32 protein-coding genes and 1 pseudogene are annotated in these 25,697 nt (G+C 56.6%); 18 read left to right on the forward strand and 15 right to left on the reverse strand.

Translation table 11 applies throughout. The features are described 5' to 3' along the window. Window positions 1-84 precede the first annotated feature (84 nt). Window positions 85-1,023 carry a site-specific integrase gene (locus AB7M29_RS19040; RefSeq protein WP_217855916.1) on the reverse strand — a complete coding sequence of 313 codons (939 nt, stop codon included), beginning with the start codon at window positions 1,021-1,023 and terminating at the stop codon, window positions 85-87. Window positions 1,024-1,200: 177 nt separating this feature from the next. Here AB7M29_RS19040 and AB7M29_RS19045 point away from each other — a divergent pair, with 177 nt between their 5' ends. After that, on the forward strand, window positions 1,201-2,220 hold the full coding sequence (locus AB7M29_RS19045) for a DNA-binding protein (protein ID WP_454247548.1): 1,020 nt from the start codon (window positions 1,201-1,203) through the stop codon (window positions 2,218-2,220). Here AB7M29_RS19045 and gorA read toward each other — a convergent pair. Beyond that, entirely contained in the window at window positions 2,217-3,575 is a 1,359-nt protein-coding gene (gene gorA, locus AB7M29_RS19050) for a glutathione-disulfide reductase (RefSeq protein ID WP_454247549.1), read from the reverse strand. The two genes, AB7M29_RS19045 and gorA, sit on opposite strands and share 4 nt — an antisense overlap. 129 nt (window positions 3,576-3,704) lie before the next feature. Further along, a complete protein-coding gene (galU, locus tag AB7M29_RS19055) occupies window positions 3,705-4,544 on the reverse strand; it encodes a UTP--glucose-1-phosphate uridylyltransferase GalU (protein WP_010460715.1) in 840 nt (279 codons plus the stop codon). 233 nt (window positions 4,545-4,777) lie between these two features. Between galU and AB7M29_RS19060 the strand changes: the two genes are divergently transcribed. Continuing rightward, the gene (locus AB7M29_RS19060; protein ID WP_217855922.1) at window positions 4,778-4,990 is read left to right on the forward strand and encodes a hypothetical protein; all 213 of its coding nucleotides are present in this window, start codon (window positions 4,778-4,780) and stop codon (window positions 4,988-4,990) included. Window positions 4,991-5,120: 130 nt separating this feature from the next. After that, entirely contained in the window at window positions 5,121-5,402 is a 282-nt protein-coding gene (locus AB7M29_RS19065) for a hypothetical protein (RefSeq protein ID WP_095053888.1), read from the forward strand. Here AB7M29_RS19065 and AB7M29_RS19070 read toward each other — a convergent pair whose 3' ends face one another. Continuing rightward, window positions 5,403-5,633 carry a hypothetical protein gene (locus tag AB7M29_RS19070; protein ID WP_007935641.1) on the reverse strand — a complete coding sequence of 77 codons (231 nt, stop codon included), beginning with the start codon at window positions 5,631-5,633 and terminating at the stop codon, window positions 5,403-5,405. It abuts the gene before it with no gap. Window positions 5,634-5,705: 72 nt separating this feature from the next. Next, entirely contained in the window at window positions 5,706-6,062 is a 357-nt protein-coding gene (locus tag AB7M29_RS19075; RefSeq protein ID WP_052964646.1) for a hypothetical protein, read from the reverse strand. A gap of 212 nt (window positions 6,063-6,274) precedes the next feature. On the opposite strand from AB7M29_RS19075, the gene AB7M29_RS19080 reads away from it, so the two are divergent. The 5 genes from AB7M29_RS19080 (at window position 6,275) to ada (ending at window position 9,447) form a co-directional block, all read left to right on the forward strand. Next, the gene (locus AB7M29_RS19080; RefSeq protein ID WP_038983189.1) at window positions 6,275-6,577 is read left to right on the forward strand and encodes a DUF1883 domain-containing protein; all 303 of its coding nucleotides are present in this window, start codon (window positions 6,275-6,277) and stop codon (window positions 6,575-6,577) included. 30 nt (window positions 6,578-6,607) lie between these two features. Then, window positions 6,608-6,778 carry a hypothetical protein gene (locus AB7M29_RS19085; protein WP_176466905.1) on the forward strand — a complete coding sequence of 57 codons (171 nt, stop codon included), beginning with the start codon at window positions 6,608-6,610 and terminating at the stop codon, window positions 6,776-6,778. 127 nt (window positions 6,779-6,905) lie between these two features. Beyond that, window positions 6,906-7,616, forward strand: a complete 711-nt coding sequence (locus tag AB7M29_RS19090; protein ID WP_454247550.1) for a 2OG-Fe(II) oxygenase — start codon at window positions 6,906-6,908, stop codon at window positions 7,614-7,616. Then, on the forward strand, window positions 7,606-8,286 hold the full coding sequence (gene alkB / locus AB7M29_RS19095) for a DNA oxidative demethylase AlkB (RefSeq protein ID WP_454247551.1): 681 nt from the start codon (window positions 7,606-7,608) through the stop codon (window positions 8,284-8,286). The genes AB7M29_RS19090 and alkB overlap by 11 nt, the downstream gene beginning before the upstream one ends. 87 nt (window positions 8,287-8,373) lie before the next feature. Then, window positions 8,374-9,447 carry a bifunctional DNA-binding transcriptional regulator/O6-methylguanine-DNA methyltransferase Ada gene (gene ada, locus AB7M29_RS19100; protein ID WP_217855928.1) on the forward strand — a complete coding sequence of 358 codons (1,074 nt, stop codon included), beginning with the start codon at window positions 8,374-8,376 and terminating at the stop codon, window positions 9,445-9,447. On the opposite strand, the gene AB7M29_RS19105 is transcribed toward ada, so the two are convergent. Next, on the reverse strand, window positions 9,411-9,899 hold the full coding sequence (locus AB7M29_RS19105) for a GyrI-like domain-containing protein (protein WP_217855930.1): 489 nt from the start codon (window positions 9,897-9,899) through the stop codon (window positions 9,411-9,413). The two genes, ada and AB7M29_RS19105, sit on opposite strands and share 37 nt — an antisense overlap. A gap of 53 nt (window positions 9,900-9,952) precedes the next feature. After that, a complete protein-coding gene (gene acuI / locus AB7M29_RS19110) occupies window positions 9,953-10,936 on the reverse strand; it encodes an acrylyl-CoA reductase (NADPH) (RefSeq protein WP_454247552.1) in 984 nt (327 codons plus the stop codon). A gap of 160 nt (window positions 10,937-11,096) precedes the next feature. Between acuI and AB7M29_RS19115 the strand changes: the two genes are divergently transcribed. From AB7M29_RS19115 to AB7M29_RS19155, 9 genes are all read left to right on the forward strand, one after another. Continuing rightward, the gene (locus tag AB7M29_RS19115; RefSeq protein ID WP_454247553.1) at window positions 11,097-12,158 is read left to right on the forward strand and encodes an NAD(P)H-dependent flavin oxidoreductase; all 1,062 of its coding nucleotides are present in this window, start codon (window positions 11,097-11,099) and stop codon (window positions 12,156-12,158) included. Window positions 12,159-12,381: 223 nt separating this feature from the next. Next, a complete protein-coding gene (gene modA, locus AB7M29_RS19120) occupies window positions 12,382-13,140 on the forward strand; it encodes a molybdate ABC transporter substrate-binding protein (protein WP_454247554.1) in 759 nt (252 codons plus the stop codon). Then, window positions 13,141-13,821: a molybdate ABC transporter permease subunit gene (gene modB, locus AB7M29_RS19125; protein WP_454247555.1), complete on the forward strand. Its 681-nt coding sequence runs from the start codon at window positions 13,141-13,143 to the stop codon at window positions 13,819-13,821. It begins immediately after the preceding gene. A gap of 3 nt (window positions 13,822-13,824) precedes the next feature. Continuing rightward, window positions 13,825-14,904, forward strand: a complete 1,080-nt coding sequence (gene modC / locus AB7M29_RS19130; protein WP_454247556.1) for a molybdenum ABC transporter ATP-binding protein — start codon at window positions 13,825-13,827, stop codon at window positions 14,902-14,904. Window positions 14,905-14,980: 76 nt separating this feature from the next. Further along, window positions 14,981-16,018 carry a DNA topoisomerase IB gene (locus tag AB7M29_RS19135; protein WP_454247557.1) on the forward strand — a complete coding sequence of 346 codons (1,038 nt, stop codon included), beginning with the start codon at window positions 14,981-14,983 and terminating at the stop codon, window positions 16,016-16,018. A 58-nt stretch (window positions 16,019-16,076) separates the two neighbouring features. Then, window positions 16,077-16,334, forward strand: a complete 258-nt coding sequence (locus AB7M29_RS19140) for a hypothetical protein (protein WP_454247558.1) — start codon at window positions 16,077-16,079, stop codon at window positions 16,332-16,334. A gap of 130 nt (window positions 16,335-16,464) precedes the next feature. Beyond that, window positions 16,465-16,695, forward strand: coding sequence for a hypothetical protein (locus AB7M29_RS19145; RefSeq protein ID WP_008012835.1), 231 nt, complete (start codon window positions 16,465-16,467; stop codon window positions 16,693-16,695). 310 nt (window positions 16,696-17,005) lie between these two features. Beyond that, window positions 17,006-17,290, forward strand: a complete 285-nt coding sequence (locus tag AB7M29_RS19150) for a hypothetical protein (RefSeq protein WP_123358501.1) — start codon at window positions 17,006-17,008, stop codon at window positions 17,288-17,290. A 47-nt stretch (window positions 17,291-17,337) separates the two neighbouring features. Then, window positions 17,338-17,763: a hypothetical protein gene (locus tag AB7M29_RS19155; RefSeq protein ID WP_217855945.1), complete on the forward strand. Its 426-nt coding sequence runs from the start codon at window positions 17,338-17,340 to the stop codon at window positions 17,761-17,763. A gap of 402 nt (window positions 17,764-18,165) precedes the next feature. On the opposite strand, the gene tnpB is transcribed toward AB7M29_RS19155, so the two are convergent. Next, window positions 18,166-18,444 (reverse strand): IS66 family insertion sequence element accessory protein TnpB, encoded by a 279-nt coding sequence (gene tnpB / locus AB7M29_RS19160; RefSeq protein ID WP_225922972.1) that lies wholly within the window; start codon window positions 18,442-18,444, stop codon window positions 18,166-18,168. An 82-nt stretch (window positions 18,445-18,526) separates the two neighbouring features. On the opposite strand from tnpB, the pseudogene AB7M29_RS19165 reads away from it, so the two are divergent. Continuing rightward, window positions 18,527-19,177: pseudogene (locus tag AB7M29_RS19165) on the forward strand (efflux RND transporter permease subunit); the annotation flags it as partial. Window positions 19,178-19,193: 16 nt separating this feature from the next. On the opposite strand, the gene AB7M29_RS19170 reads toward AB7M29_RS19165, so the two are convergent. The 7 genes from AB7M29_RS19170 to AB7M29_RS19200 are packed head-to-tail and all read right to left on the reverse strand — an operon-like array spanning window position 19,194 to window position 25,691. Further along, window positions 19,194-19,970, reverse strand: a complete 777-nt coding sequence (locus AB7M29_RS19170) for a metallophosphoesterase (protein ID WP_217855947.1) — start codon at window positions 19,968-19,970, stop codon at window positions 19,194-19,196. Between the two features lie 46 nt (window positions 19,971-20,016). Beyond that, complete coding sequence (locus AB7M29_RS19175) at window positions 20,017-21,012, reverse strand: dipeptide epimerase (protein ID WP_454247559.1); 996 nt, start codon at window positions 21,010-21,012, stop codon at window positions 20,017-20,019. Next, complete coding sequence (locus tag AB7M29_RS19180; RefSeq protein ID WP_217855951.1) at window positions 21,012-21,980, reverse strand: hypothetical protein; 969 nt, start codon at window positions 21,978-21,980, stop codon at window positions 21,012-21,014. The genes AB7M29_RS19175 and AB7M29_RS19180 overlap by 1 nt, the downstream gene beginning before the upstream one ends. Window positions 21,981-21,990: 10 nt before the next feature. Continuing rightward, window positions 21,991-22,773, reverse strand: coding sequence for a TIGR01458 family HAD-type hydrolase (locus AB7M29_RS19185; protein WP_217855953.1), 783 nt, complete (start codon window positions 22,771-22,773; stop codon window positions 21,991-21,993). Between the two features lie 11 nt (window positions 22,774-22,784). Next, the gene (locus AB7M29_RS19190; protein ID WP_454247560.1) at window positions 22,785-23,504 is read right to left on the reverse strand and encodes a TSUP family transporter; all 720 of its coding nucleotides are present in this window, start codon (window positions 23,502-23,504) and stop codon (window positions 22,785-22,787) included. After that, entirely contained in the window at window positions 23,501-25,117 is a 1,617-nt protein-coding gene (locus tag AB7M29_RS19195) for an alkaline phosphatase family protein (RefSeq protein WP_454247561.1), read from the reverse strand. The genes AB7M29_RS19190 and AB7M29_RS19195 overlap by 4 nt, the downstream gene beginning before the upstream one ends. Further along, a complete protein-coding gene (locus AB7M29_RS19200; RefSeq protein ID WP_454247562.1) occupies window positions 25,110-25,691 on the reverse strand; it encodes an AAA family ATPase in 582 nt (193 codons plus the stop codon). Before AB7M29_RS19200 ends, AB7M29_RS19195 begins: the two co-directional genes overlap by 8 nt. Between the last annotated feature and the right edge of the window lie 6 nt (window positions 25,692-25,697).

Here is a 25,697-nt window from a genome sequence, read left to right on the forward strand (position 1 = left end):
ATCGCCGGTTGGCTCATTGGCAAACCTGATGCTGCTGATTGGTTTTCGCTATTAGCCGACAGTATTAATAGAAGAAAACGTGATCTACGGCGCCAACGGCTTTTCAGCGATACGGGTCATCCCGAGAAACGGGCTGGCTTCAACATAGCGCATGGCGGACTTCATATCCTTCCAGCCCACGTAATTCATCAACGACTTCAAATCCCAACCGCTCTGATGAGCCCAGGTGGCAAAGCCACGACGCAAGGAGTGACTGGTGTAGTGCTCGGCCGCAATACCGGCGCGCTCCAGGGCCTGACGCAATAACGGAATCACGCTATTGGCGTGCAAGCCCTCCTCGCTCAAATGGCCCCAGCGGTCGATACCCCGGAACACCGGCCCGCGGACCAATGCCGCTTCAGTGATCCATTGGATATAGGCCTGCACTGGACACAAGCGCTGCAATGCCGGCGTCTGGTAGGTCTGGCCGAGGTTCTCGCGGTCGCTCTTGCTGCGAGGCAGGTAGAGGGTGATGCCTGAGCCGGCGCTGGCCCGCACATGTTCAATCTGCACGCGGCACAACTCATCGCTACGGAAACCGCGCCAGAAGCCCAGCAGGATCAGCGCCGTGTCACGCCGGGCCCGCAGCAATCCCGGTTGATCGCCCTGTGCCTTGGCGGTTTGCGCTTCCTGCTCCAGCCAGGCCACCACTTGCTCCAGATGCTGAAGCTGCAACGGCTCGGCCTGTTTCTCCTGCGCCGGGTGCAGCGCGCGAATGCCCTTGAACACTTTGCGCACCACAGGTGCCTTGGTGGGATCGGCGAACCCCTGACTGTTGTGCCATTGCGCCAACGCCGACAAGCGCAACTTCAAGGTATTGATCGACAGCACACCTGCGTGTGCCACGAGATAGCGCGCCACGCTATCGCCGGTCGCCGGCAGGAACCCGCCCCAACTGACTTCGAAATGCTCGATGGCCGCGCGATAGCTGCGACGGGTGTTGTCGCGCGTGGCGGCTTGCAGGTAGCGATCCAGATCAGTCATGGGCTCAGTTCTCGAAAACGTACCGCTCAGGCGGGCGAAACCCGGATTACAGCGCATCACACGGGGTAATACCAGTATATCCCGCATGATGAATCACCGAATTTAAACTTTATTCATATCATGGTACATTGCTTATATTAGTGGTACGTACCACAGTATCAAATCGTAGGAGAACACATGGCACGTGGCGGCGTAAACAAGGCACTGGTGCAGGCGGCACGCTCGGCAATCCTCGCCCGGGGCGAACACCCGAGCATCGACGCGGTGCGGATCGAGATGGGCAATACCGGTTCAAAAACCACAATCCATCGCTATATGAAGGAGCTCGATGACGGCGCCGAGCCCGCGCAAGCGCCTTCCGAACCTATTGACGATGAGCTCACAAGCCTGGTGTCGCGTCTGGCGCAACGCCTGAAAGAACAGGCGCAAGAACCCATCGATCAGGCACGCGCACAGTTCGAGCAACAACGAAAAGAGCTGGAAACCCAACTGCATGAGGCCCGCGAGGCCAATACCGAATTGCACCAGCAATACGAAATTCAAAGCCTGGCGCTGACCCAGGAGTCGGCAGAACTGCAAGACACCCGCTCCACGCTGCAAAGCGAGCAAACCCGCAACGCCGGGCTGAACCAGGCGCTGGCAGATTTCGAATTACGCTTGCAGGACAAGGACGAGCAGATCCGTTCTTTGGAAGAAAAGCACCTGCACGCCCGCGAGGCACTGGAACACTACCGCAACGCCGTCAAAGACCAGCGCGAGCAGGAACAGCGCCGTCACGAAGGTCAGGTGCAGCAGATTCAGATGGAGTTGCGTCAAGCGCAGCAAAGCGCGCTGGTTCGTCAGGATGAAATCACCCAACTGCATCGCGACAACGAGCGCTTGCTGACGGAAAACCGCGGAACGCTGCGCGAGTTGAGCCTGTCGCAAGAGCAACTTAAGCACACCAATAGCCGACAGGATCAACTGCTGGAACAGGTCAACCGTATCGACAGCGAACGCACCCTCCTCCAGGAACGCTTGCGCATTGCCATGCTGGAAAGCCAGTCACTCAAGCAGAACATCGATGAACAGTCGCACATCAACAAAGCGCTGGAAGTTGAACTGATCAAGTTGCAGGCAAGCCTGGATGAAAGCGTGCGTCAGGCCGCTGTCGTTGCGACAGGGCCAGACGCATCAGCCTCGCGTAAGGACGATTAACCCGCGACCGGCGTACGCATGGTGACGAACTCTTCGGCGGCGGTCGGATGCACGCCGATGGTTTCGTCGAAATCACGCTTGGTCGCGCCCGCTTTCAGCGCAATAGCCAACCCCTGAACAATCTCGCCGGCATCCGGACCCACCATGTGGCAGCCCAAGACCTTGTCAGTCTTGGCGTCCACTACCAGCTTCATCAAAGTGCGCTCCTGGCACTCGGTCAGGGTCAGCTTCATCGGCCGGAAACGGCTTTCGAAGATCACCACATCGTGCCCGGTCTCTCGCGCCTCTTCTTCAGTCAGGCCGACAGTGCCAATGTTCGGCAAACTGAAGACGGCGGTCGGGATCATCTTGTAATCCACCGGGCGATATTGCTCGGGCTTGAACAAACGCCGCGCCACGGCCATGCCTTCGGCCAGCGCGACCGGCGTCAATTGCACTCGACCGATTACATCGCCCAGGGCCAGGATCGATGGTTCTGCGGTTTGATATTGCTCATCGACCTCGACAAAACCTTTCTTGTCGAGTTTGACGCCGGTGTTTTCCAGCCCCAGGTTATCGAGCATCGGACGCCGACCGGTGGCGTAGAACACGCAGTCTGCCTCCAGTACGCGACCATCCTTGAGTGTAGCTTTCAGGCTGCCATCGGCTTGCTTGTCGATGCGCTCGATGTCGGCATTGAATTGCAGGTCCATGCCGCGTTTGGTCAGCTCTTCCTGCAAATGCTTGCGCACCGCACCGTCGAAGCCACGCAGGAACAGGTCACCGCGATACAGCAACGTGGTCTCGGCACCCAGCCCGTGGAAAATCCCGGCAAACTCCACCGCAATGTAACCACCACCAACCACCAGAACGCGCTTTGGCAGCTCTTTAAGGAAGAACGCCTGGTTGGAACTGATCGCGTGCTCGTGCCCCGGAATCTCCGGGATCTGCGGCCAGCCACCGGTAGCAATCAGAATGTTTTTGGCGGTGTAGCGTTCGCCATCGAACTCAACGGTATGGGGATCGACGATTTTCGCGTGGCCTTCATGCAAGGTCACACCGCTGTTGACCAGCAGGTTGCGGTAGATGCCGTTCAGGCGATTGATCTCGCGATCCTTGTTGGCGATCAGCGTCGCCCAGTCGAACTTCGCCTCACCCGGGGCCCAGCCGAAGCCTTGCGACTGCTCGAAGTCTTCCGCGAAGTGCGCGCCGTAGACCAGCAATTTTTTCGGCACGCAGCCGACGTTCACACACGTACCGCCCAGGTAGCGGCTCTCGGCCACGGCGACTTTCGCACCAAAACCGGCCGCAAACCGCGCAGCCCGTACACCGCCGGAACCGGCGCCAATCACATATAAGTCAAAATCGTAGGCCATTTCTATCTCCTTGGCAGGTCACCAGCATACCTGCGGGCGGCCTTTGGGCAAGCGCTGCAAACTATTTGGGGCCGGAAAATGAAAAAGCCACCCGAAGGTGGCTTTTCAATACAAGCAGCTCAGGCGCTATCAGTAAGCCTTGCCAGTCTTGTAGAAGTTCTCGAAGCAGAAGTTGGTTGCGTCGATGTAGCCTTCGGCGCCACCACAGTCGAAACGCTTGCCTTTGAACTTGTAGGCCATGACGCAGCCGTTTTGCGCCTGCTTCATCAGGGCGTCGGTGATCTGGATTTCGCCGCCCTTGCCTGGCTCGGTTTGTTCGATCAGGTCGAAGATGTCCGGGGTCAGGATGTAACGACCGATGATCGCCAGGTTCGACGGCGCATCTTCAGGCTTTGGTTTTTCAACCATGCTGTGAACGCGGTAGATGTCGTCGCGAATCATCTCACCGGCAATCACGCCGTACTTGTGAGTTTCTTGCGGATCGACTTCCTGAATGGCCACGATCGAGCAGCGGAACTGCTTGTACAGCTTGACCATCTGGGTCAGTACGCCGTCGCCTTCCAGGTTTACGCACAAGTCATCCGCCAGTACCACGGCGAACGGTTCGTCGCCGATCAGCGGACGGCCAGTCAGAATCGCGTGGCCCAGGCCTTTCATTTCGGTCTGGCGAGTGTAGGAGAAGGAGCAGTTGTCGAGCAGCTTGCGGATACCGACCAGGTATTTCTCTTTGTCGGTGCCCTTGATCTGGTTTTCCAGCTCGTAGCTGATGTCGAAGTGGTCTTCCAGGGCGCGCTTGCCGCGACCGGTAACGATGGAGATTTCGGTCAACCCGGCGTCCAGTGCTTCTTCGACGCCGTACTGGATCAGTGGCTTGTTTACCACCGGCAGCATTTCTTTGGGCATGGCTTTAGTCGCTGGCAGGAAGCGAGTACCGTAACCGGCTGCTGGGAACAAGCATTTCTTGATCATATAAGTCCTTGAAAGGGCTGTGTGTTCGAGTTTCGGCGCAGTCTAATCAGGCGGCGAGCACCTTACAATGCCCCGCACTGGCTAACCGATGCCATCATAGAGAAATAAACCGGCGAATAGTTCAATCGCCTTCCGGTTCGACGGATCGAGCGGTCCCACTCTACGCCCATGAGCGCCGTTTGCGTGCATTTGACGTATCATGGCCGTCTTGATTCCGCCAACGAGGCAGTTATATGTCGGCAGCACAAAACGCAAACGGTTATTCGGTCAGCCAGGACGAGGACGGTCAGTGGTGGATAGTCAATTACCACGGCGAACAGGTCGCCGGCCCATTGCCCAGCAAGGCGATGGCGGTGGAAGTGGCTGCGGTGTTCCAGGACGACCGCTCTGCCCCGACCGCGCCCCGTGAAGCAGCGCCAGCCCGGAGCCCCCGCCGCAAGAAATGACCAGGACCGGCCCCGGCAAATGCCGTTCGAGCATTGAACGGGGACTCGGTGATGGGTTTGGTTTATCTGTACCGAAATGGCCATTCGCTATACCCTCGCGCCAGCCCTTCCCCTCCCGATGACTGATTTCATGAAAACGATACTGGCGCTGTTTGCAGTTCTGGCCTTGGCGGGCTGTGCCTCGGCTGAAAAAACCTACCTGGACAATGGTGAACAGGGGCTGACCATCGATTGCTCCGGCGAGGCCAATTCCTGGGCCACCTGCTACGAAAAAGCCGATGCCTCTTGCGCCGGCACCGGCTATCGGATTGTCGGTACCGACGGCACACCGTCGCCCCAGGAAAGCGACAAGACCCTGGGCGTCGACGTCGGCAACTACAAAAATCGCAGCGTGGTAGTGGTCTGCAAGTAGCTACATGTGGATTTCGGCAAATTTGATCCCGAGCCCGCGCACGGTCTCGATCAAATCGTCGAGGCGACTGAAGGACTCGACTTCATCGTTGTCATCCACCAGGAAAAAACTGCGCCCGGCGCTTTTCTTGAAAAACACGATCCACTCCCCCGGATTTGCCGGGTTCTGAATCACGTGGGTGGCAGAGATATGACCCTCTGCATGGCGCTCCCGCACCTGCTCTCGCTTCATGCTTAACTCCAGAAATGACAATGCCGTCAAAGCGCGACTTTGACGGCATCGATGCTGACTGGGGGTAGTTTATCAGCCGGATATGCACGCGGTGGCGGCATTGCGCACATCCCATGGGCGCAAAGGCACATTGGAGATGCGTTCATGCAGCTTGATGCTGCTGCCGCCGGAGCGGTCTTCAATTTCAAATACCGCCGCCGGCCCCGACGAGAACTTCTGCGGCACGATAACCCGCACGCCTTCCTTGTGCGGCTCGACTTGCAGGGCTCCACGGCTTTCGGCCAGTTTTTCGACCAGGCATTGCGCGTACTCATGGGGTTTCTTGCCTGAAATCACGCTCATAGTGGGCAGCGACTCATTGATGTCCGAGACACTCGCACATCCACCCACTGCCAATGCCAACGGCATGACCAGAACACCCCACTTCATACAAAACCTCCGATAAAGACCTTCCGACAGCTCAAACGCTGGTTTTCTCCGAGGCTCACTGCTTTTATCGCTCATAGAATTCCGTATAACTGTTTTTAATTGTCAAAGCGCACCTCGAGAGCCGGATAATAACCTGTTCGGGCTGATAAACTGCGTCAATCGCCCATGCTATCGTTTTGATTTTGTAGAAAAAGCCCTTCTGGAGGCGCCTCATGAAATTTATCCACCAGCGCGAGCACCTCAACGAAGACGACATCGTCGTCATCCAGTGCTCCCAAATGTGCAACATCCGCTTGATGAACGACGCCAACTTCCGCAGCTTCAAGAATGGCGGCCGTCATACTTACCACGGCGGCGCATTCGACACGTTCCCGGCCCGCATCACTGCGCCGAGCACCGGTTTCTGGAACATCACCATCGACATGGTCACCCGCCGTCCGATCAGCGTGACTCGCAAACCGAGTCTGACGCACTCGATCAAAATCATCCGCCGCTCCAGCTCGAAGCTGAGCTAAGCCCACACCAAAACAGGCAGGTAAATGACCGTGGCTCAGACGACCAAGTACGTCATCAAATACAAACTCAACGGCGAGCGACGCTTTGAATTCGCCCAGCTTGAAAACGGCACCGAAGAAGAAGCCAGGGCTGCACTGGACGTTATTCATGGCCAGACTGAAGATGTCATCAGCGAGATCAGCGTGAGCAAAGCGCTCTAAAGCGATCTGGAGCGACAACATGGACGTCTGCTCCCCTTTCGAATTCGACCGCAAGCGCCGGAGTGTCCACTCCCGCGACGCTCACTAAACTGGCCGCCTCGACCTTTTGGTCAAGGAGTCAGAACCCTTGTTTACCGACCCGATTCACAACGACGCCCTCGACTGGGGCGCGCTTGCGCAGCAACTCGATCAGGATGGCTGCGCAGTCATCAAGTCGTTTTTCAGCCCTGAGACCTGCGATGAAATAAGCGCCCTGTACGACCGGCCAGAACCCTTTCGCTCGAAAGTGGTGATGGCTCGCCACGGTTTTGGCCGTGGTGAATACAAATACTTCAAGTACCCGCTGCCGGATCCGGTGGCCCGGTTGCGTAGCGCGCTCTACCCTCGACTGGTTCCAATCGCCAATCGCTGGTACGAATCGATGGACCTGCCGACCCGTTTCCCCGAATCGCACGAAGCGTTTCTGCAACGCTGTCATGCCGCCGGTCAGGAACGCCCGACACCTTTGTTGCTGCAATACGGCCCGCAGGACTACAACTGTTTGCATCAGGATCTGTACGGCGAACACGTTTTCCCGCTGCAAGTGGCGATTCTTCTGTCAGAACCGGGGGAAGATTTCACCGGCGGTGAATTTGTGCTGACCGAACAACGCCCACGGATGCAGTCACGCCCGCAAGTCATCGGCCTGAAGAAAGGCGACGCGTTGATTTTTGCCGTGAATCAGCGCCCGGTAAAAGGTGTTCGCGGCTATTACCGAGTGACCATGCGTCACGGGGTGAGTCGCCTGCACAGTGGAAAACGGCATACCCTTGGAATCATCTTTCACGATGCGCTATGACCCCATGAGCCCGATCACCCTTGATTTGTTTGCCGATGCCGAACCCGAGCAACAACCCAGGCGCGAGCAAATCGGAGAACAATCCTACGTGCTTAAAGGCTTCGCCCTGCCTTGGCTCGAACGGTTGCTGCCGGCGCTGGAGGCGGTTCTGGCAGCCGCGCCCTTTCGGCAGATGGTCACGCCCGGCGGCTTTACCATGTCGGTGGCGCTGAGCAGTTGCGGCACCTGGGGCTGGACGACTGACCGCAGCGGCTACAAATACACCCGCAACGATCCGCAGACCGGCCTGCCCTGGCCCGAGATGCCCGAGGTGTTTTTCGAGCTGGCGCAAGCGGCGGCGCGAGAGGCAGGGTTTATGGATTTCTTACCGGATTCCTGCCTGATCAACCGCTATGTCCCTGGTGCCAGAATGTCGTTGCATCAGGACAAAGACGAAGATTCCTACGCGGCGCCCATTGTGTCGGTGTCCTTGGGGTTGCCAGCGACATTTCTGTTCGGTGGCTTCGAACGCAGCGCCAAAAGCCAGCGGGTGCCGCTGTTGCACGGCGATATTGTGGTCTGGGGCGGCGTGGACCGTTTGCGTTATCACGGCGTATTGCCGATCAAGGAGGGTTATCACCCTCAGTTGGGCGAACAGCGGATCAACTTCACCTTTCGTACCGCGGGATGAAACCGTTGAATTCAACCGCAAGACCCGGAGTGTGGCGTCTCTGCCGGCTGGTTAATCTGCATGAAACGGGTCAACGGACATGAAGCCATGACAACTCAATCGACAAAAATCGCTACCGAAAACGATCCTCGCTGGGCTGCCGTGGTCGCGCGCGATCCCCGCGCCGACGGGCAGTTTGTGTATGCGGTGAAAACCACCGGCATCTACTGCCGCCCCAGCAGCCTGGCGCGTTTGCCGAAGCCACAGAATGTCGAGTTCTTCGACACAGCCGAGCAGGCCCAGGCGGCGGGTTATCGTCCCAGCAAACGAGCGGCGAAAGATCAAAGCGACGTCGCCGCACAACACGCCACAACCGTAGCCGCTGCGTGCCGTCACATCGAATCCGCCGAGACCTTGCCGGCATTGAATGAACTGGCGGACGCGGCCGGCCTGAGCAGTTTCCACTTCCATCGCGTGTTCAAGGCCATCACCGGCCTGACGCCCAAGGGCTACGCCACAGCCCACCGTTCGCGCAAGGTTCGCGAACGCCTGGCGGACGGCGGCACGGTCACCGACGCGTTGTATGACGCCGGATTCAACTCCAACAGCCGCTTCTATGAGGCCGCGGATCAAGTGCTGGGCATGAAGCCCGGCGATTATCGTGCGGCGGGACAGAACAACGACATTCGTTTTGCTGTCGGCCAGTGTTCCCTCGGGGCGATTCTGGTGGCGCAAAGTGATCGCGGCGTCTGCGCGATTCTGCTGGGGGACGACCCGCATCAATTGGTCTGTGATCTGCAGGACAAGTTTCGGCGCGCCAACCTGATTGGCGCCGATCATGAGTTCGAGCAGTTGATCGCTAAAGTGGTGGGTTTTATCGAAGCACCGGCACTCGGCCTGGACTTGCCGCTGGATGTACGCGGCACGGCGTTTCAGGAGCGGGTGTGGCAAGCCCTGCGGGAGATTCCCGCCGGCAGCACTGCCAGTTATGCCGATATCGCTCAGCGCATCGGCGCACCGAAAGCCGTGCGTGCCGTGGCCCAGGCCTGTGGCGCGAACAGCCTGGCGGTGGCAATCCCTTGCCATCGCGTGGTGCGCAGCGATGGCAACCTGTCGGGCTATCGCTGGGGCGTGGAGCGCAAGCGTCAGTTGCTGGAACGCGAAAACGCAGTTGAGTCCTGAATGCCAATGTAGACCGCCACGGACTCCGGACCGGTGTAGACCTCGAAGTCCGTGGCGAACTTGCGGCGAACCTGCGGGTTATCCTCGAAGTAAGCCCAGACCAGACCCCACGTCTGAATGACGCTGTCGGGCATCGGCCCTTTGGCGCTGAACACCAGGTAATCGCCACCCTCAATTTGAATCTGCGCAAAGTCCTCGAAGGGCGCGGTGACCGCTGCGCCCGCGGTCACATCGAAGTGGCCCGAAGCGTCGGACTCGTAGTTGGAATAGACGCCGTACATAAACGAATCCGGCTGTTTGTGGGCGATCTTGTCGAAAACGTCCTCAACGAAAAATCGTTCCCACATAGGGCCGATACGCGCGGTATCTGGCTGCTGCTCTGCGACATTGAGGGTTCGCACCTGCAAACCCGAGACGCTAAAGGGCTGCACTTCACGTAGCTTTACATCCATTGTCGCTATTTCCTTGTTTCTACAGTGTGTCTGTTTGATTGGCGCCGAGACGATCAACGATTGACGTCGACCACCACCCGGCCGCGCAACTGGCCGGCGAGCAGGCGCGGCGCGGCGTCGATGGCTTCGCTCAAGCCGATTTCGTGACTGATCAGTGGCAGCAAGGCGAAGTCCAGATCCTTGGCCAGGCGATTCCAGGCCAGTATCCGCTTGGCTTTGGGCTGGGTCACGCTGTTGATGCCGGCCAGGGTCACACCGCGCAAAATGAACGGCGCGACGGAGGCCGGGAAATCCATACCTTGTGCCAGACCGCAGGCGGCGACGGTGCCGTTGGCCCGAGTGCTTGCGCAAGCGTTGGCCAGTGTGTGGCTGCCGACCGAATCGATCACCGCCGCCCAACGCTCCTTGGCCAACGGTTTGCCCGGTTCGGACAACGTAGCGCGGTCGATGATTTCGCTGGCGCCCAATTGCTTGAGATATTCGTGCTCGGAGGTACGACCGGTGGATGCCACCACGCGATAGCCGAGCTTGCTCAGCAGCGCGATGGCGAAACTGCCTACGCCACCGTTGGCGCCCGTCACCAGCACTTCGCCCTGCTCGGGGTTCACGCCGTTGTGCTCCAGCGCCAGGATGCTCAGCATCGCCGTGTAACCGGCCGTGCCGATGGCCATTGCTTGCGCAGCGGTGAATGCTTTGGGCAGCGGGATCAGCCAGTCGCCATTCAGGCGAGCTTTCTGCGCCAATCCGCCCCAATGTCCTTCACCCACACCCCAGCCATTGAGCAGGACTTGATCACCAACCTTGTAGTCCGGATGACTGCTGACTTCGACAGTGCCCGCCAGATCGATCCCCGGCACCATCGGGAATTTGCGCACCACCGGGCTACTGCCGGTGATCGCCAGGCCATCCTTGAAGTTCAACGTACTGTACGCCACACGCACCGTCACATCGCCTTCAGGCAATTTATCGTCATTGATCTCTTGCAACGTGGCCCGGTAACCGCTGTCGTCCTTGTCGATCAAAATGCCTTTGAACATCACTGCCTCCCGATGGAATCGCTCAGTTGTCGTGCTGTTGAAATAGCACATGAAAACACATCGCCGTAGCCGACTTTAAGCCAATCCTCAAACTCGACTGGCCTTGTGTCGTTCATTACTGATACAAATTCGCTTCTACCGACGTCGGAGAACACTGCACATGAGTCAATGGCCAGACACCCGCATTCTTGACCTGCTCGGGATCGAACTGCCGATCATCCAGGGCCCCTTGGCTGGCGCGACGACGTCGGCCATGGTGATTGCGGTGAGCAATGCTGGCGGCCTGGGCTCGATGCCCGCCGCGATGCTGAGCATCGAGCAATTGCGCGAGGAGCTGAAAACGATTCGCCAACACACCCAGCGCCCGTTCAACGTCAACTTCTTCTGCCATCAACCTCCACCGCCCGATGAGCAGCGCGCCCAGGACTGGAAGGACCTGCTGGAACCGTACTATCGGGAATTGGGGGTCGATTTCGACGCGCCGACGCCAGTGTCCAATCGCGCGCCGTTCGATAATGCGGCCTGCGAAGTGCTCGAAGAGTTTCGTCCTGAAGTGGTGAGTTTTCACTTCGGCCTGCCGGAAAAGTCCCTGCTGGATCGGGTAAAAGCTACGGGGGCGAAAATTCTCTCTTCGGCGACTACGGTCGAAGAAGCCGTCTGGCTGGAGCAGCATGGTTGCGACGCGATCATCGCCATGGGTTACGAAGCCGGCGGCCACCGGGGAATGTTCCTCAGTGATGACCTGAGTAGCCAAGTGGGGACCTTTGCCCTGGTGCCACAAATCGTCGATGCGGTGAAAGTGCCGGTGATTGCGGCGGGCGGGATTGGAGATGCGCGGGGCGTCGCGGCAGCTTTTCTGCTGGGCGCGTCGGCGGTCCAGGTGGGTACGGCTTATTTGTTCACGCCGGAGGCCAAGGTCAGTGCTTCTCACCAGAAGGCGTTGCGCACGGCCAAGGAAAGCGAAACGGCGGTCACCAACATTTTCACCGGCCGCCCGGCACGCGGGATTCTCAATCGGGTGATGCGTGAACTGGGACCGATGAGCGCCAAAGCGCCGGCCTTCCCGTTGGCGGGCGGTGCGTTGATGCCGTTGCGGCCTAAAGGGGAAGCGGATTTCAGCAACCTTTGGGCGGGTCAGGCGTTCACGCTGGGCGTTGAATTGACTTCGGCAGAGCTGACTCGGCGTTTGGCGGATGAGGCGTTGGCCAAATTGACTCACTAGACACAAAACCTGTGGGAGCGGGCTTGCTCGCGAAGACGACGGTACAGTCAACATTGATGTCGCCTGACACACCGCCTTCGCGAGCAAGCCCGCTCCCACAGTTTCCGCACTTAGCAGCATTCAGTGCCAACCCGCTCTCTGCACCCGACAAGTTCCGTTTACAGGCAATTCGCTATATATTCCGCTATATAGCGTTTCATCTCGCCTGCCACGGAGCCGTTTCATGATCATTCGTGCCTCACGTTTTGCCCCCGCGTGCCTGTTCACTGTGTTCGCTTTCGGCTCCGCACAGGCGGACGAAGTCCAGGTCGCGGTTGCTGCCAACTTCACCGCGCCGATCCAGGCCATCGCGGCCGATTTCGAGAAAGACACCGGGCACAAACTGGTCACCTCCTTTGGCGCAACCGGCCAGTTCTATACCCAGATCAAGAACGGCGCGCCGTTCGAAGTGTTCCTCTCGGCAGACGACACCACCCCGCAGAAACTCGAGGCCGAAGGTGATACGGTCAAAGGCTCGCGCTTCACCTACGCCATCGGCACCCTGGCACTGTGGTCGGCCAAGGACGGTTACGTCGATGCCAAGGGCAAGGTACTGAGCGACAATCAGTATCAACATTTGTCCATCGCCAACCCGAAAGCCGCCCCGTATGGCCTGGCCGCCACCCAAGTGCTGGCCAAGCAGGGCCTGACCGACAAGGTCAAAGACAAGCTCGTTGAAGGTCAGAACATTACCCAGGCCTACCAGTTCGTCTCCACTGGTAATGCCGAACTCGGTTTTGTGGCCTTGTCGCAGATCTACAAAGACGGCAAAGTCACCAGCGGTTCGGCCTGGATCGTTCCGGCCGATCTGCATGACCCGATCAAACAAGACGCGGTGATCCTCAATAAGGGCAAGGACAACCCGGCCGCCAAGGCACTGGTTGACTACCTCAAAGGTCCGAAAGCCGCCGCGCTTATCAAATCCTACGGTTACCAACTCTAAATGACGCTATCGAGTGCCGATTATTCCGCCATCTGGCTGACCCTGAAACTGGCGTCCCTGACAACTGTGATCCTGTTGGTCATCGGCACTCCGATTGCGTTATGGCTGTCGCGCACCCGTTCCTGGCTGCGCAGCCCGGTCGGGGCGATCGTCGCCCTGCCTCTGGTGCTGCCGCCCACGGTGATCGGTTTTTATTTGTTGCTGGCACTCGGCCCTAACGGCTGGATCGGTCAGCTCACCCAATCGCTGGGCCTTGGCACCCTGACCTTCAGTTTTGCGGGGTTGGTGATCGGCTCGGTGCTGTACTCGATGCCGTTCGTGATCCAACCACTGCAAAATGCTTTTTCCGCCATCGGCACTCGCCCATTGGAAGTGGCTGCCACCTTGCGCGCCAATCCTTGGGACACGTTCTTCAGCGTGATTGTGCCGCTGGCCCGTCCCGGCTTTATCACTGCGGCCATTCTCGGTTTCGCCCATACCGTCGGCGAGTTCGGCGTGGTGCTGATGATTGGTGGCAACATTCCAGACAAGACCCGCGTAGTCTCGGTGCAGATCTACAATCACGTCGAAGCCATGGAATACGCCCAGGCTCATTGGCTGGCCGGGGCGATGCTGGTGTTTTCCTTTGTGGTATTGCTGGCGCTCTACTCCAGCCGTAAAACCAAAGCGGTCTGGAGCTGATCGATGATTCATACGCGCTTGAAACTGAATTATTCGGGATTCTCGCTGGATGTGGACCTGCAACTGCCTGGCCGCGGAGTGACGGCGCTTTACGGCCATTCCGGCTCGGGCAAGACCACCTGTCTGCGTTGCATTGCCGGCCTGGAGCAGGCCGAGCAGGGCTTTATTCAAATCAACGATGAAGTCTGGCAAGACAGCGACAAGGGGATTTTCATCCCGCCGCATAAACGCGCTTTGGGTTACGTCTTCCAGGAAGCCAGCCTGTTCCCGCATTTGTCGGTGCAGGCCAATCTGGAGTTCGGCCTCAGACGTATCCCTCGTCAACAGCGCCGGGTCGACATGGCACATGCCACTGAGTTGCTGGGGATCGGCCATTTGCTGGACCGCGATCCGCAGAACCTTTCTGGCGGCGAGCGCCAGCGAATCGGCATCGCTCGCGCCCTGCTCACCAGCCCAAAACTATTGCTGATGGATGAACCGCTGGCGGCGCTCGATACCCAGCGTAAAAACGAAATCCTGCCGTATCTGCAACGGCTGCACGATGAGCTGGACATCCCCGTGCTGTACGTCAGCCATTCCCAGGATGAAGTCGCACGACTCGCCGACCATCTCGTCCTGCTCAGCGATGGCAAGGCGTTGGCCAGCGGCCCCATCGGCGAAACCCTGGCCCGGCTCGATCTGCCGCTGGCGCTGGGCGACGACGCCGGTGTGGTGATCGAAGGACACGTTAGCGCCTATGACGCTGACTATCAGTTGTTAACCTTGCAACTGCCCAACACGGAGCTGAGCATTCGGGTCGCCCATTCGCCGATGGCTGAAGGCCAGGCGCTGCGCTGCAAGGTACAGGCGCGGGACGTCAGCCTGAGCCTGCAAGGCGTCGAGCAAAGCAGCATCCTCAATCGCCTGCCGGTCACGGTGATCAGTGAAATCGGTGCCGATAACGCCGCGCATGTACTGATCCGCCTGAACGCGGCCGGCACACCGCTGCTGGCGCGAATCACCCGCTATTCCCGGGATCAATTGGGCGTGCACCCCGGACAGCAACTCTGGGCGCAAATCAAAGCGGTGGCGGTGCTGGCATAAAATCTGTCGGCACCCCGGCAACGGTACGCGGTCAATGGCTTAACGCCCCATGATTCGTCGCCCAGGATTGCCCGCCATGCCAGATACCGCGTTGCCCGATGTTCTGCCGCCCGACCTGCATTACGTCGATGACAGCCAGCCCGGCATCACCCGCAAGCTCCTGCGCGGCAAATTTTGCTACTTCGACCCGGCGGGGCAACGCATTACCGATCCGGATGAAATCAAACACCTCAATGCACTTGCGGTGCCGCCCGCCTACACCGATGTATGGATTTGCCCCGACCCGTGCGGCCATCTGCAAGCAACCGGCCGCGACGCTCGCGGCCGCAAGCAATACCGTTATCACCCGCGCTGGCGGGAAGTACGCGATGCCGACAAATATTCGCGCTTGCGGGACTTCGGCCAGGCCCTGCCGAAACTGCGCAAACAGCTTGAAACTCTGTTGGCCGCGCCCGGCTTCAGCCGCGACAAGGTCATGGCCACGGTGATTACCTTGCTCGATGCGACGCTGATCCGGATCGGCAACACGCAATACGCCCGGGACAATCGTTCCTATGGCCTGACGACCCTGCGCAGCCGTCACGTCGAGGTCAACGGCAGCGCGATCCTGTTCCAGTTTCGCGGCAAGAGCGGCATCGAGCACCAGATCACCGTAAAAGACCGGCGCCTGGCACGGATTATCAAACGTTGCCTGGAAATCCCCGGGCAAAACCTCTTTCAGTATCTGGACGAAAACGGTGAGCGGCACACCATCAGCTCCTCCGACGTCAACGCCTACTTGCAGACGCTGACCGGCGCCGATTTCACCGCCAAGGACTACCGCACCTGGGCCGGCAGTGCGTTGGCGTTGGCGGTGTTGCGCGAGCTGCAATGGGAGTCGGAAGCCGACGCGAAGCGGCATGTGGTGGAAATGGTCAAAAACGTCGCCCGGCAGTTGGGCAACACTCCGGCGGTTTGCCGCAAGTGCTACATCCACCCCGCAGTCGTCGATGGTTTCATGCGGGGCGCATTGTCCGAGTTGCCGCGATCGAGGGGACGTAAAAGGCTCAGGGCCGAAGAAGTCGCGCTGGCGGTGCTTCTGGACAAACTGATCGAGACGGCCGAAACATCGTGAGGCGAACTAACCGACGAGCTGACCTGCCCATTTTTTTGCATGATTGCAAAGGGCTTCTATGCTTGACCTGAATACGAATAGCTTGGGTGACGCCATGGAAGACATTTTCGTTGTGAAACGCTGCAACAAGATCATCATTCATGGTCGCCGGGCCGGAGAACCCGATCACCCGCCACCCGACGCTGCCGTCTGGTATCGCATCGCCGATACCCGCACTCGCGGCTTCATCGGTGACGGCTTCGATCTTGAAGAGGACGCCGCACGCGAATGTCGACGGCTTAACGCGGTCAGCTCGCCGAAGTCCCGGCAAGCCTGAAGCTGACCGGTTTTATTTCCGGGTCTATACTCAAAGGAGCTGAAGGATCAGCACCCCACCGGCAGAAAGCTCGCTCCTCGCGGGCTTTTTGTTGCCCTTTGCCCGATTTCTTTGAACGGAGGTGTATGTCATGTCCGAGAAAGAGTCCATCACCACCCTGCTTACCCTGCTTGACTCCCGTCAGGCGCGCCTTGCCGCTGCATGCAAGGAAATCGCCGATTGGGTTGATAATCAAGGGGGGCATCCGACAGCCCTCAGGATTCGCGATCGTCTGAATGACATCGAGAAAGACACGCCGCAGATTCGCAGCGCGCTGTCTTCACTCAAACCTGTCGAGCCGCCGCTGCCTCGTTTCAGATGAGTCGACCCAAGTACTTGAGCCAGGCAAAAAGCCCCATTCAGGGCACCTGAACGGTGACAATCGTCACCAGGCTTATACCTGCCTGCCTGTCATGCACTACACACCCACCCGGCCACATTTGCCGGGATTTTTTTGTTTGTGTCTTTTCCCATTTCACACGGCCTTCACAATTCATCCCCTACAGTGCATCCACTCCTTTCAAGAAATCCCCTGGCCCGCCCGCATGCGGGCCTTTTTTTTGCCTGCTTTATAGCGAACGAACGCCCTCGCCCGTCTGTCGAACGATTACACATCACGAAGGAGATGTCCCATGGTCACTCACTTCAAAGTCGGCGGGCATCTTGCCTGCGGACACAAAGGCAGCAAGCTGACTTCAAGCACCATACTGACTCGCGTGAAATGCAGAAGCTGCCGAAACACCGATGCGTTCAAAGAAGCACGCAAAGCCGAACGCAACGCTGCCCGTCGCGCCGCACGTAAGGCCAAAGTCGCCCACACTGCCACTGACTGGCGCGCAGCCTGGACCCAGCGACTGATCGAAATGCCCGGTTTGCAAAGACTGCCGCGCGGTTTCACCGGCCAGCCATTCGTGTAGCTGACTCCCGAACCCCAAAACGGGGCGCTATAGGAGAGGAAATACCGATGAACAGACTTTTTCTGCTTCTGATCGTCTGCCTGTGCCCCACGTGGGTGATGGCGCAAGGGTGCGACGTCAAAACCCGATCCCAAAGCCCTTCAGTTCCCGTGATCGAAACACACTCCTGCTATGAATACGAAGGCATGCCCGTGGACTCTATAGATTGGTCCTGCAGCAACGAGAGCAAGGAAATGCTGACCAGCACCAAGAAAAAAGTCGCACAGTGCGGCGATCGCTATCGGGCCACCTGCCTGGGCACATTGACTGCAGAGGCGCTGGCCAACCCTCAGTCCATCAGCAAGGACAAGAACAGCAAACCGCTGAACATCCCCGACAATGCCCAGGTCATCACGTATTACTACAGCATCGAGAACCTGCCGCAGGCCAAGATCGATTGCGAAACCGGTGGTGGGAAATGGACGGAGAAGTAGGTGTTTGATGTAGATCTGTAGCAGCTGCAACGCGTGCGTCGGGGCTGAAATGCTTAACCGACTGGCATCGAGGAGGCAGAAACGACAAAGGCCTGCATGAGAAACCTCATGCAGACCTTTGATAAATATGGTGCGAAGCCGGAATCGAACCTTCCTCGTTGTCGCTGAAAATAAAGGAAATTTTTAAGTTCGAAAATTCCTGTACCTCTATGTGTACCCTCATTGGGGTTCCAATGATACGACTGGAACGCAGTGGGGCGCCGCGTATGGATTCTGTTGCCGCTGATGCGATTTTAACCCAGGCTGCCGGAATTCATTGACCTACCCAAACACTCAGCGAACGAAGTCTTTGCGCAGAATTTCAGATACCGCATATAGGTCAGTCAAAATCAGCAGCCTGGGTTAAAATCGCGTCAGCGCCAACACGTCGACCTCATCCGGCGAGGTTTTGAAACGTTCAGACTCCAGGCGCTTGAGCCAGAGACAGAAGCCGTTGCGCTCCCGGTACAACACTTTGACGCGGTTGCGATGGCGATTGAGAAAGACGAAAAGTACGGGGTCGAACACGGCAACTTTGATATCCAACTCGACCAGCGCAGCCAGGCCATCGATAGACTTCCGAAAGTCGACTGGTTTCGGGTAGAGGTACACTTTTTCAACGCTGGCGTTGGGACGCATCATGGTGCTGGCTCCTGAAAGAAATCGGGAGCGCAGCATCAGGCGTCAGCTATCGGCTTGGAATGTGGGGTTCGTGGATCGGATACTGAGCATCGGCACGGCAGTCGCGTTCCTTCAGGAACAGAGCGCGGCGCTGCGAACCGGATTCACCCACGACTGGCAAGCCGAAGCCCGACAGTTCATTCACGAAGGCAACGCTCTGCTCTATGCGTTTCTCTTCGCTCTGATCGTGATCTACATGGTGCTGGCGGCCCAGTACGAAAGCCTGATCGACCCGCTGATCATCCTGATCACCGTACCGCTCTCAACCTGCGGCGCATTGATCCCTCTGGCGATGGGGCTCGCCAGCCTGAACATCTACACGCAGATCGGACTAGTGACACTGATCGGACTGATCAGCAAACACGGCATCCTCATGGTGGAATTCGCCAACGAACTGCGCACCCTCAGCGGCGGCACCTCTGCCCAGGCCATCGTGCGGGCATCGCGCATCCGGCTGCGCCCCATTCTGATGACCGTCGCCGCGATGGTTGTGGGCTTGATCCCGCTGCTATTTGCTTCGGGCGCTGGCGCCAACAGACGCTTCGGCCTGGGCCTCGTGATCGGCATCGGCATCGGCATCGGCATGATGACAGGCACCCTGTTCACGCTGTTCGTTCTGCCTGCGATTTATACCGTGCTGTCCCGGGAGGCCAGGCCGGTGGCAAGTCACACGTTGCAGCTTATGGAACAGTGAATGATAAGAGACTGGTTCAGCATCGCGGGAGTGAGCCCTCCAGTTCAACCTCTACCACTGCACTCACCAGACATTCGCCGTCCCAACGGTGCAGCATGAAGCCCGGTGCGCCATTGGCGTAGCAAATATCACCAGAGACCAGATTCAAAGCCAGTGGGCGAGCAACCGACGGGCACACAGCAACTGCTGTGGTATTCCACTTGGCAAAGATCGCCCTGTGGTAGTGCCCCGTCATGATGCCGACGACCTGATCGTGCGGTGCTATGACATTTGCCAACTCAACAGCATTTGTCAGATTGATCCTGTCCAGTCTGTCGACACCGCAATTGATCGGCGGGTGATGCAGAGCAAGAAGCGTAGGCGTAGACGAGTGTTCACGGAGAGTCGATGCAAGCCGGGAAAGCTCATCCCCGGACAAAAAGCCGTGTGACTCGCCCTGTACCGATGAGTCCAGACCGACGACCAAAAGCGAAGTATCACCCCGGCTTAGAAAATGGGTATTGCTCACGATCCCGCGCGGTTCAAGTACAACGCGCATATTTTCAATCAGGTCATGATTACCAGGCAAAACGATACATGGAATATCCGCCGACAGGTTTTCAGCGAAGGCCCGATACTCCGCGATCGATCCGCTCTCCGTAATGTCGCCTGTGAAGACGATAAGATCCGGTTGCTGTTGGAGCTTCGAAATCTGGCGAAATGTATTAGCCAGGCGTTCGATATTGGCAATCTTGGCTGTTGCGCAGTCGCTGCGCACGCCAATATGAATGTCCGTCACTTGGGCGATCAGCATCCGACACGACCCTCTGGAAAACGAAAGGTAAGGACAAGAAGCGCCATCATGAAGAGTGACCTCCCCAGTCAGCCATGGTCCCGGGACTTAAAACGCCGTCTTTGTAAGGCAGCGCCGGCTCACGATCATTCAGGTGCCATAACTGACTGTCCAGGTCGACGAAATCGGCATACGCCGCAATCAACATCCCAGGCGCCGCCGAGAGTGAAGTGCCACCCAGGCAGCCCACCATGACTTTGAGACCTTCTTGTCTGGCTTTATCGACCAGGTCGTAGCCCGCGGTGAGTCCACCACACTTGTCCAGCTTGATGTTAATACCGTCGTAATGGGCCGCAGCAATGCCGAAGTCATTGTCATCGGAAAAAGATTCATCGGCAAAAATGGGAATCGACGTCGAAATTTCAGCAAGGTGGTGATCATCACCGCGCTGTAACGGCTGCTCAAGCATTTCGATATTGCATGCTTCCAAGACCGGAATGATGCGTTTTAAAAAACCGACACTCCACCCTCCATTCGGGTCAATGGTAAGACGTGCAAGAGGGGCAGCCTGTCGCACGATTTGTACGCGCTCAGCATCGTTTTCAAGACCACCTTTAATTTTCAAAATGGGCAGGTGAGCGGCAAGCTCTGCAGTCTTTTGCACCACATCTAAACTATCCAGGCCTATGGTATAGGCAATTGATACAGCAAGAGGCCGGGCGCGCGCCGCAAGTTCGTAAACAGGACGTCCTGCCACCTTGGCCTCAAGGTCCCAGAGTGCACAATCGATCGCACAGCGTGCAGGACCGGCGGGAAGAAGTTTCATCAACTCGACCCGATCAAACGAATCGCTGATATGCGCCTGGACTCGCCTGATCTGATCGATGACTTCTTGAGTGGGTCGCTCAAAGAATGAACTGTAAGGTGAGCACTCGCCGCGCCCGACGTGTCCGTGGCGAAAAACTTCAACAACAATGACTTCTTGGACCGCAATCGTCGAGCGTGCATAGCTGTAAGGATTTCTAAGCGCTCGTTCTTCGACAGTAAAGTTCAGGGTGGTCATCAACGAGAGCTCTCCATTGGATTTTTGACGATTTCAGGTGCCCGGCGAACATGATTGTAAGTGTTCAATAAGACCAGGATGGTGATCGCACTGACTGCAATGCTTGCGGCCGTGGTCATGGGGCTACGGCCATCGACCACCTGCGCTATATAAGTGAGCACCGGCCCCATTGCCAATACCGTGCTGACCGTAACAGGTACACATTTTTTGATGCCAAATTGAATCAACAGAGTTGGAACGATTATACCAACGACCGCAATGGTCATAATCGCAGGGATGCTTGACCGCCAAGCAGTTATCTCTGCCGATGACAGGAATACAACGGCGTAGACAAAGCAGAGGACAATCAACAAATAAAACCTGTGGGCGGCAACTTGCACGGAACTCCAATTGTTACTATAGAGTTTCTTGCTGTATATCGTAACGCCCGTCAGACCTATGCCCGAGGCAATGCTCAGCGCAAGACCGGTCCATATGCCGGCAACGGATTCATTCGACGTTCCCGAAACGCTTGAAAGGCTGAGCAGCACGGTCACGGCCAAAATGCCTGAACCTACAATAATGTCAATCAGTGACCATTGACGATTATTTCTGATGAAGCGGTCCATGATCAATGCCGTCAGAGGACCTATTCCGGTAATAAGGCAACTGACAATCGTCGGCGCAATAAACTTCAACGCGAAATAAAAAGCAATCCACGCCACTGCACTGCACACATTCAGCAGAAGCAAATCTCGCCAGGACGAAATAAAGTCCGGCAGCGACCTGGACGTAATCGCGGCCTGTATATTGAAGTAGCCTGCAGCAATGATGAATGTGCAGACAATCAACACTGCCGGGTTCAAGTGACTGACCAATGAAGAGACATATACGGTTTTTGCCGCACTCATCAACACGGCAAGAAACACAGCAATAGCACCTATCACGTAAAGACTTCGCGTCGATGTGGAGGTTGAGCCTAATGACATGACAGGTACCTCAAGGGTAGCGAATTAAAAGGTTATCGAGCAGGTGCGGCAAATCAGCGATAGAGGACAGGCAATGGGTACCATGATGCTCGACAGACATTGATCCATTCGCAGACTTTCCGGTAAGAACCTGCACTGATCTGGCGCCGATGGCGTTCGCCCCTGCGAGGTCAGTGCTCGGGTCGTCACCGATGACCCATACCTCTTCAGCGCTGCACGCGATAGCCTTGAGGGCCATTTCAAAAAACAGCCGTGAAGGCTTTCCGGTCACTTCGGCAGTCTGTTGAGTGGCCAGTTCAAGGCCGGCAATGAATGCACCGCAATCCAGCTTCGGTCCGTCGACGTCATACCAGAACAGATTCTTCTGCAACGCAATAAGTCTGGCGCCGTTTCGAAGCATCAAAAACACTTCATTCAGATTGTCAAAACAAAACGCTCGGCCGATATCACTGATAACAACGTTATCAGGTCGCTCGTTATCAATGGCGATGCCATCGAAAAGTGGACGCACTGTTTCAGGCACCAGCAGATGGCTTGTCTGCCCCGGCATTTCTTTCAGAAAATCAACGCATGCCGTGGTGGCCGTCTGAATCTGTTGCGCGACAACAGGAAAGCCCAACGTTTGTAAATCAGTCGCAATCGCCTCAGGGGTCCGACCGGTTATATTGGTCAGAAAACGGCACTTTAGCCCGCTGTCCTGGGCGTATTCAATCGCTTTTACGGCGCCAGGAATAGCGATCCCCTGGTGTACTAATGTCCCGTCGATATCGATCAAAAGACCTTTGGGTTTCATGGTTTAGCCTCTTAAAATAAATATTTTTTTGACAGCATCAAGCCAGCGCAAGCGACCATGAAGCCACTGAATAGAAAGTTATAGCCTGACGCATTAACCCTGCGGAACAGCATCTGCCCGATAAACAAATACACCAATGCTGCGATAGCGGCGGAATACAGCGGCGTCAGGCTTGGCTCAAAAGTACCTGTTGCGACCAGAATCAACAATTGGGTCGCTGCAAAACAGGCGTACCCCAAAGCAATATTTTGCCGCACGAGTTTTTTTTCTTCAAATGCTGATGAGCAATAGATCGACAGCAGACTCCCCCCCATGTTTGTCAACCCGTGCAATAACCCGGTAGTTGCCAGAGCCACATGGGCATGTTTTGAAAACACGGCGGACAGCCACCGTTTAGGGCCGCTGAATAATCTGAGCGCGCTACTCAAAATCAATAGCAAGGCCACCATCACCTCAATGTTCAACTTCAACAGTCCGCTCAGGTTGGCAATAAGCCCGAGCGCGAGGAACGGCAGACCGAAGAATACAAAAGATCGAAGGTTTGCGCGACCTACCGATTTGTCTATCAACAGTTGCAGAACACTGATGGTCAATGACGCGGGCAATAGTATGCTCAGCGCGACGGGGAACGTGTAACCCATGAAAAGCATTATCGGTGTACCGAATAACAACAAACCTACGCCAAATAATGACTGCACAACTGAAATAATTGCAATGATAATCAGGATCATTCTTCCAGTCCCTCGGATTTTAGTACGGTTTCGATAATTGAAGGCAGGGTCAATTCGCCCACCGATGAACATATAAATGCCGTCTGGCTTGCGTCTACCAATACTCCCCTGAGCCAGGGTGCAGGGTGGTAAACAGTGTGATCGCCGCCCTTGCAACTTCGGCAGACCAGTGTTTCTGAATGGCCGAATCGCAACCGTCCTTCGTCAGGTGGTTGGAGGTAGTAACTTGCTTTCCACGGATCGGAAATCTCAGCGGAAATCGCCTGAAGCAATGAGATCTTCGACAGACCAGACTGAGCCAATTGTTTGTTCAGCACCGCAATCTCGACATCAACGTCAAAACCGCGTGCATGCGCACGCTCTGAGTGAACGACCAAAAGACCATTTTCGGCAGGATGGAAAAAGGCGACGCTACGATCAGCGTCAAGGCTGCCATCCTGCTTCAACGCCATCCAGCCCGCATCGAGTAAATGACGGTTGGGATAGACATCCCATTTCAGCGGTGTCATTCCATGATCAGAATGAATAACGATTCGTGTATTGGTATTGACCAAAGGAAGCAGGTCGGTTAGCCACCGGTCGAACTCAAGCAATACATTGAACAGATGCTGAGATCCTGGACGGTCTTCAGGAGCTGTGGGGAATTCGTTTGCCAGTATCTGATGCGACAGCAGATCGATAACCGGGTAATAGCCGATGATCAGCTGTGCATCGTTGGCCTTCACCGCCCTTGTAATCTCGTCAGTGAAACTCGCATGCAATGGTTCCATGAGGTTGGCAAGGATCGACTCGGCGCTTCCCCCTCCGCCGTCCCTCAAGCGCCGTCCCAACAAGCCGACTTGATACAGTTTTGCCGGGTTCATCGAAACAAAAGCGGAATCCTTTTGCTCCTCATACATTGCGCTGACGGCTGAACCCGAAATCTCGACCTGCGAATAGCCATGCAGCAAAAGTTTTATCTGACCGTCAAGGGTCATCGCCGTGACCTTCATTGCTCGGTAGTAGTGGTGCGGGTCGATAGCGCTGGTTTCAGTCAACGATAAGTCGACGGAAGTGCCTAATGGCACCGTTGTGGTGCGTCCTGATCGATGCTCAAGGAGCAAGGTGTTATTTACTTCGGTAAGGGTAAACTCCAAATTGAGTGCAACAGAAATGAATGTGTCCCCCAGCGAAACCAATGTGGGTTGTAACAGTGGCGTCCCATAGGTCGCTGAAGATGAAAGCAGATACTGACCTAACCGCTCTGGCTGAACGAAGGGTATGGAACACAACCTTAAAGCGTGCCCTGCCTGAGCATAACGGTCCCAAATCATCGGGATGTGTCTTGGCCAGGAATGGAACGCGTTAGCGTAGGCGGTTGGATCACTCCCGACCTCAACAGGAACGTCGTACCCCGTTAGTTTGTGCTCATCAACGTCCTTACCACTCCAAATGGAAAAAAGTGACGGCGGAGTCTGACAATTCGGACTTAACGGTGCCAAGGGCCTTGCTCGTCCCATCGATACTAACGATCCCAGTGCGCTCTCGGGATAAGTATCAGTAAATCGAGCCAGAAGATTGCACGAAAGACCATCTACCAGAATCCACAACACAGGTGGCAAAGAGTCAGACATTTACGCTTGCATCCTGGGCTTTGAGCAAAAAAGGCATAACGCCATTTACCTGAACGTCGAGATGCTCAAGATTTCCGTTATTCACCAGCACAAACGTGCTGTTTATCAACGCAATTTGCTGGTTGAGCTGGCTTTTCTCAACCAGAGTGATGTCATCTCTGCTCTTGAGCCTTGAATGCCTAATCGAAGGGTCGGTGACCACGCGAATAACAATAAACCCCGCAGCGGCCATCCGAGGCCAGTCCACCAGATGGTCTCGCAAATCGTCATTGATCAAAAGATCATGGGAAGTAACGGCCAGCCGGCCCAAAAAGTTGTCAATTAACGATACGGATGAAATCTTCCGCATTTCTGTAGCGATTTTTTCGAGCAGTTGCTGGTCTTGTTGATAGGCGGAAATCTGCAATCCACTCTCTTGATAGAATAACTCCTGTATTTTGTAGAGCGGTTCGGCCAACTTTAGTACACCCACCGTTTTTTTCTGTTTCTCAGCCTTCTTTTTTATCAGTGAGGCAACTGTTGACTTTCCAGAGCCACTAGGCCCCACCAGGCAAATTCTTGTTTGCTCGCTCATTATTCA

Source organism: Pseudomonas sp. F-14 TE3623, from assembly GCF_053629015.1.